At 53.2% G+C, this 6,570-nt stretch carries 6 protein-coding genes; all 6 read left to right on the forward strand.

Features of this window, described 5'->3' with window-relative positions:
* Positions 1–106: 106 nt before the first annotated feature.
* The 6 genes from OB13_RS10100 to OB13_RS10125 all read left to right on the forward strand — a co-directional run bounded on the left by OB13_RS10100 (position 107) and on the right by OB13_RS10125 (position 6,346).
* Positions 107–1,249: a BamA/TamA family outer membrane protein gene (locus OB13_RS10100; RefSeq protein WP_461490042.1), complete on the forward strand. Its 1,143-nt coding sequence runs from the start codon at positions 107–109 to the stop codon at positions 1,247–1,249.
* Positions 1,250–1,390: 141 nt separating this feature from the next.
* Positions 1,391–2,341 (forward strand): YeiH family protein, encoded by a 951-nt coding sequence (locus tag OB13_RS10105; protein WP_461490043.1) that lies wholly within the window; start codon positions 1,391–1,393, stop codon positions 2,339–2,341.
* Between the two features lie 117 nt (positions 2,342–2,458).
* Positions 2,459–3,964, forward strand: a complete 1,506-nt coding sequence (locus OB13_RS10110) for a catalase (protein WP_461490044.1) — start codon at positions 2,459–2,461, stop codon at positions 3,962–3,964.
* 175 nt (positions 3,965–4,139) lie between these two features.
* Positions 4,140–4,448, forward strand: coding sequence for an ArsR/SmtB family transcription factor (locus OB13_RS10115; protein WP_461490045.1), 309 nt, complete (start codon positions 4,140–4,142; stop codon positions 4,446–4,448).
* A gap of 117 nt (positions 4,449–4,565) precedes the next feature.
* Positions 4,566–4,955: a rhodanese-like domain-containing protein gene (locus OB13_RS10120; protein ID WP_461490046.1), complete on the forward strand. Its 390-nt coding sequence runs from the start codon at positions 4,566–4,568 to the stop codon at positions 4,953–4,955.
* A 47-nt stretch (positions 4,956–5,002) separates the two neighbouring features.
* On the forward strand, positions 5,003–6,346 hold the full coding sequence (locus tag OB13_RS10125; protein WP_461490047.1) for a rhodanese-like domain-containing protein: 1,344 nt from the start codon (positions 5,003–5,005) through the stop codon (positions 6,344–6,346).
* Positions 6,347–6,570 lie beyond the last annotated feature (224 nt).

Genomic DNA, 6,570 nt, shown 5'->3' on the forward strand with positions numbered 1-6,570 from the left:
CCAACTCATGCTCCTTTTTCCTACATTTCTCCTGGCAAGCACCTGGTTTATAGCTGTTATAACCCTGAAATACGGCCGCTATACCTTCCTTCAATCATCTTAGAACATGAAAGCACTTGTAACCGGCCAATTGCTGGGGCTGTGCCTGCTGCTGGGTACCGTTGGCCCCGCATGGGGACAGGAACAGCCGGCAGACACTATACCTGCTACTGCCCCGACCCAGGAAAAAGTGCGGGGTGTGATCCCGATTCCGGTGCTCTACTATACCCCCGATACGAAGCTGGGATTTGGGGCTGCTTTGCTGGGGTTCTTCAAGTTGCAGAGCCGCACAGATACCAGCTATACCCGCCTCTCCACGGTTCGCCTCATTGCCGACTATACCTTGCGCAAGCAAACTGATCAGCTGCTGGACTGGGCCATCTTTACCCGGGAGGAGAAATTTCTGCTTCGCGGAGAGCTACGCCACCGGGTGTATACCGACCGCTTCTATGGCATTGGCAACAACACTCCGGCATCGGATGAAGAAATCTATGAGTTCGACTATGTCAGCGCGCGCGTGGCCGGGTTAAAGAAGGTAGGCGCCCGCATGTTCCTGGGCCCCGACTTCCAGCTAACCAACTACTACGACCTGACCCTGAACCCCATCAGCGACGACAGGGAGAGCCAGTTGCTGACTCAGCAGATACCCGGCTACAAAGGCGGCCTGAACAGCGGTCTGGGGCTTGTTTTTCTGCTCGACAGCCGGGACAATGTGGCTTTTGCCAGCAGTGGCACCTATCTTGAGATGTCCGGCTATCGCTTTGGCAACACCTTCGGCGGCGACTTCGACTACAACAACTTCAACCTGGACTTCCGCAAATACTTTCAGCTGAAGCCTGGCCACGTGATCGCACACAACACCAGCTTCAACCTTAACAACGGCGCTATACCTGTCATGCGGATGGCAACGGCCGGTGGTGACCGCATCCTGCGCGGGTATGCCAAGAACAGGTTCCTGGAGGACAACTTTGCCGGCACGCAGCTCGAATACCGCTTCCCGCTGTTCTGGCGTTTCGGTATGGCCGCATTTGCAGGTATAGGCGATGTGTTCGATAAGCCGGAAGAGGTGCGATTCTCCACACTGAAATATTCGGTCGGCACCGGGCTGCGCTATGCGCTGAATCAGCAGCAGAAGCTGAACGTGCGGGCCGACATCGGCTATGGCCGCGAAGGTATAAACTTTTATGTGGTGATCGGCGAAGCTTTCTGATGAGCGGCCTGAGTCCGTGAAAATAAATCTTCGGGCAAGCCAAGGTATACAAGGTATAAATCATGAAAAATTGGTAGAAAGCTTACAGAAGCCTGAAAACCGGTGTAATTTTGCGCGCAATCAGTTTTTACACCACCCGGCATGCCAAAGCTTTTCCCGCTGTCTTCCCCCCTGCTCCAAAAAAGTATATTCATTGCCCTGGTTCTGCTGATCCTGCTCACGCCCTACCTCGACTCGGCTACAGCGCTGCTGGCCGGATTGGTGGTCGGGCTGTTGCTGGGCAATCCGTTTTCAACACACACCGATAAAGCATCCAATATCCTGTTAAAGGCGGCAGTAGTCGGACTCGGTTTTGGGATCGACCTGCACCAGGTAGCTGAAACCGGTCTCCGAGGAATCTTCTATACCTTTGCTTCGTTGGCTGCCACGATGCTGGTCGGTTTGTTACTGGGCAAGCTCTTTTATACTCCCAAACGGCTTACACACCTGGTTTCGGCGGGTACTGCTATCTGTGGGGGAAGTGCCATTGCCGCCATGGCTCCTGCCATCAAAGCAAACAGCCAGGAAATATCCGTGGCACTGGGCATTGTCTTTGTGCTCAATGCGGTGGCTCTTTTTATCTTTCCGTCCGTCGGGCACATGCTTCATCTCACCCAGGAGCAATTCGGTATCTGGGCCGCTATTGCCATCCACGATACCAGTTCGGTCGTAGGGGCCGCCTCCCGCTACGGGGACGAAGCGCTGCAGATCGCCACGACCCTCAAACTTACCCGCGCCCTCTGGATCGTGCCGCTGGTGCTTGTCTCGGGCTTTCTTTTCAAAAGTGAAGAGAAGAAACTGCGCATACCGTTTTTCATCGTGCTCTTTGTCCTGGCCTCTGTGCTTAGCACCTTTCTACCTGCTGTTGCAGCGGTCTCCCCTGCTATCCTGGTTGTTGCCAAAAAAGGGCTCTTGCTGAGCCTCTTCCTCATTGGTGCCAACATCAGCCTGTCGGCTCTGCGGTCCATCAGCGCCGGTCCCTTTTGGCAGGGCCTGCTCCTGTGGCTTATCGTTTCCGTGACTTCCCTGCTGTTGATCTATGGTATCGGGTAAGCTATAACATTATAAACAAAACCTATCAGTGCATAAATTTAATTGATTTGATCTATATATCCGAAGGCTATACTTTTGAGGCATACAAGTAAGAGACATACCTCAACCCCTTTAGATATGAGCATCGAACATCAACCCCTAAAACTGACTACAGCCTCCGGGAAACCCTACTATGAACATGAGAACAGCCTGACGGCTGGCCCGCGCGGACCTGTATTGCTGGAAGATTTCATTCTGCACGAAAAGCTGGCCCACTTCAACCGCGAGCGCACCCCCGAGCGTGTGGTACATGCCAAAGGCAGCGGCGCCTACGGTACCTTCACCGTCACCCACGACATCACCCGCTATACCAAAGCAAGGCTTTTCAACAAGATCGGCAAAGAGACCCGCGTGTTCCTGCGCTTCTCTACCGTAGGCGGCGAAAAAGGCAGCGCCGACACAGAGCGTGATCCGCGCGGCTTTGCAGTGAAGTTCTATACCGAAGAAGGTAACTGGGACCTGGTGGGCAACAACACGCCTGTCTTCTTCATCAAAGACCCGAAGAAATTCCCCGACTTTATCCATACCCAGAAGCGGGACCCGCGCACCAACACCAAGAGCGCGACCATGATGTGGGATTTCTGGTCGCTCAACCCCGAGAGCCTGCACCAGGTGGTGATTTTGATGAGCGACCGGGGCACGCCGTTCTCTTACCGCCACATGCACGGTTTCGGCAGCCATACCTTCTCTTTCATCAACCAGGAAAATGAGCGCTTTTTTGTGAAATTCCACTTCAAGACGCTGCAGGGCATTCAGAACTTCACCGATTCCGAAGCGGCTGTCATGAAAGGGATGGATCCGGATCATGCGCAGCGTGACCTGGTAGAGGCGATCGATCGCGGCGATTTCCCGCGCTGGGCGCTGAAGATACAGATCATGCCGGAGGCAGAAGCCGCTACCTACAAATGGAATCCGTTTGACCTCACCAAGGTATGGTCGCAGAAAGATTATCCGCTGCTCGATGTGGGCGTGTTGGAGCTGAATGAAGTGCCGGACAACTACTTTGCGCACGTGGAGCAGGCCGCATTTGCACCGGCCCACCTCGTGGACGGCATCGGCTTCTCCCCGGATCGCATGCTGCAGGGCCGCATCCTCTCCTACCCGGACGCACAGCGTTTCCGGATCGGAGCCAACTACGAGCAGGTGCCGGTGAACCGCTGCCCTTTTGCCGTCAACAATTACCAGCGCGACGGGGCCATGCGGGTGGACGGAAACGGCGGCAGCGCGCCCAACTACTTCCCCAACAGCTTCGACAACATTCAACCGGACGAAAAATACAAGGAGCCGGCGCAGCATCTGGGCAACAACGTGGTAGCCGACTGGTACGATCGAAACGCCGAAGGTGAAAACGATCATTATACCCAGCCAGGTGACCTGTACCGGTTGATGACCCCGGACGAAAAGAAAAACACCATCAGCAACATCGTAGGTGCCATGCAAGGTATAGACGGACCGAAGCGGGCAGAGATTATAAACCGTCAGCTGTGTCACTTTTTCCGCGCCGACATCAGTCTCGGACTCGGTGTAGCACAGGGCCTGGGAGTAGATATAAGCGCCTACTCCGGCCAGCTGCACGCCAACTAATAAAAGTTGACCTTTTCCTACTAACGAAAGCCGGGCACCAGTCCGGCTTTCGTTGTTTGGTATACAAGGGCTTCATTGTCAGGAAAGGGGAACTACTTCAGGCAGATAATTGTATTCAATACTAACACATGAATACATGTTCATATATAGTATACAATAGTTTTTAATTCGCTCCATGAATAGCCTAAAAGTAAGTGTGGACAAAAAGAAGCTGGAAAAAACAGCGTATGTTCTCAAATGCGTCGCCCACCCTGTTCGCATCAGCATCATCGACCTGCTCGAACAGCAGGATCAGCTCACGGTAAGCCAGCTGCAGGAGGTCCTCGGGATCGAACAGTCGCTGCTCTCGCACCACCTCACCAATATGCGCGACAAGGGGATCGTCGAAACCCGGCGTGAAGGCAAACATGTGTTCTATTTTCTGACCGATACCACCATTTCCAACATTATAGATTGCATCAAAGGCTGTAAAACCGTGAGATAGTTTTTATATTTACGCCTCAAAGTATTTACGTGCCGCTGTATGAACCGGACAGGCGGACAGATGCGGCACGAATCAGGTTACTTATGTTTTCGTTGAAGACCCTTTAGATTTCAATTTATGAAAACGATCCTATCCGGCATGCTTCTGCTCTTTACTCTGAGCTGCATCACCCCCCAACATGGTATAACTGAAGTTAAAACGATAACGCCCACAGAATACAAGGAGCAACATGCGAAAGACAAAAAAGCTGTGCTGGTTGATGTTCGCACTCCTGCTGAGTTTAAAGCGGGACACCTCGGAAAAGCCCAAAACTCCGACTTCCTAGGCGGAACATTCCAGAACGATATCCGGGATTGGGACAAAGACAAAACCTATTACCTGTACTGCGCTTCAGGTAACAGAAGCGGCAAGGCAGCCAAACTCATGCAGGAAGCCGGCTTCAAAAAAGTGTATAATATCGGCGGCTACCAGGGCCTGAAACAGGCCGGCCTCCCGGTAAAAGAATAAAGCCGGACAAGGACTCCCCCGGTTTGAAATAACAATTCAAGCGTATCATGACGATAGAACAGTTTTATGACAAAGGTCTGGCACATGCCAGCTATGCTATTTTGAGCGAAGGCCGAATGGCCCTGGTAGATCCGGCACGCGACCCGCAACCGTATTATGATTTTGCCCGGGAGCATCAGGCGGAGATCGTGGCCGTGTTCGAGACCCACCCGCACGCGGATTTTGTGAGTTCTCACCTCGAGATTGCCAGAACCACGGGCGCTACGATCTATGTCAGCCAGCTGCTGGGGGCCGATTACGAGCATACCGCCTTTGACAACGGCGATGAAGTAAAACTGGGTAAGGTTACGCTGCAGGCCATCAACACCCCGGGGCACTCCCCGGACAGTGTCACGATCCTGTTGCTCGATGAGAACGGGAAGCAGCATGCCGCCTTTACCGGCGACTCCCTGTTTGTGGGTGACGTGGGCCGCCCAGACCTGCGCGAAAAAGTAGGCAACCTGCAGGCCAAACGCGAAGAGCTAGCCCGGCAGATGTATGAAACCACCAACAACGTTTTCAAGCAACTGAACAATGATGTGCTGGTATACCCGGCGCACGGTGCGGGCTCGCTCTGCGGCAAAAGCCTGAGCTCCGATACGTTTTCCACAATCGGGCGCGAACTGGAAACCAACTATGCGCTGCAGGACATGAGCGAGTCGGATTTTATCAAAACCCTCCTGGAAGATCAGCCCTTTATACCCAAGTACTTTGGCCATGATGTCCTGCTCAACAAGGCCGGGGCAGGCAACTTTGCCGAGAGCATTCAGGCGGTTCCCCGACTTTCGCCTGACTCAGCACTGGAAACAGGCGTCCTGATCGTGGATACGCGGCCGCAGGCACAATACAAAAAAGGACACCTGCCCAACAGCATCAACCTGCAGGAAGGCGGCAAGTTTGAAACCTGGCTGGGTTCTATTGTGGGTCCAGATGAATTGTTTTACCTGATCGCTGAAAACGAACAGGTGCTCAACTCAGTGATCCGCAAAGCGGCCAAGATCGGGTATGAGCAGAACATCAAAGGGGCACTCCTGACGCCACCCGTACTGCCAGCCTCCAGCCATACAACCGACATTGATGCCTTCCGGTCGGATCCGGATGCCTATACCATCGTGGATATCCGCAACACGGGGGAAGTAAAAGCCGGCAGCATGTTTGAGAATGCCCTGGCTATCCCGCTACCGGAACTGCGCGAACGCAAAAACGAGATCCCGCAGGACAAACCCATCATGGTGCACTGTGCGGGCGGCTACCGCTCTGCAGCCGGCCAAAGTATACTCGAAGGAGATTTTAAAACAGCGGTATACGATCTCAGCGACGCCATTACAACTTTCGCTATACGCACACATTAACAACCCAGGAGCCCGCTTTTACAGCGGGTTCTTTTTTGAAGTTCGTGCTGCCGGAAGCAGGGTGAGTTCTACCATGAAATTGTTCTGAGAAATACACCTGAATGCTATACCTTTGCAGCGACACGGATTGCAAAACAGGTGAAGGCTAACATGATTTCTTTCTGAACGTACTCATACCCATACCACGACCTGACAACTGATCAGGAAGTGTAAGGTTTAGCTTT

The sequence above is a fragment of the Pontibacter sp. HJ8 genome, assembly GCF_054824225.1.

What these genes read in the sequence shown, in the direction of transcription:
- OB13_RS10100 (WP_461490042.1), top strand. Translation starts at nt 107, where the DNA reads ATGAAAGCACTTGTAACCGGCCAATTGCTGGGGCTGTGCCTGCTGCTG.
- OB13_RS10105 (WP_461490043.1), top strand. Translation starts at nt 1,391, where the DNA reads ATGCCAAAGCTTTTCCCGCTGTCTTCCCCCCTGCTCCAAAAAAGTATA.
- OB13_RS10110 (WP_461490044.1), top strand. Translation starts at nt 2,459, where the DNA reads ATGAGCATCGAACATCAACCCCTAAAACTGACTACAGCCTCCGGGAAA.
- OB13_RS10115 (WP_461490045.1), top strand. Translation starts at nt 4,140, where the DNA reads ATGAATAGCCTAAAAGTAAGTGTGGACAAAAAGAAGCTGGAAAAAACA.
- OB13_RS10120 (WP_461490046.1), top strand. Translation starts at nt 4,566, where the DNA reads ATGAAAACGATCCTATCCGGCATGCTTCTGCTCTTTACTCTGAGCTGC.
- OB13_RS10125 (WP_461490047.1), top strand. Translation starts at nt 5,003, where the DNA reads ATGACGATAGAACAGTTTTATGACAAAGGTCTGGCACATGCCAGCTAT.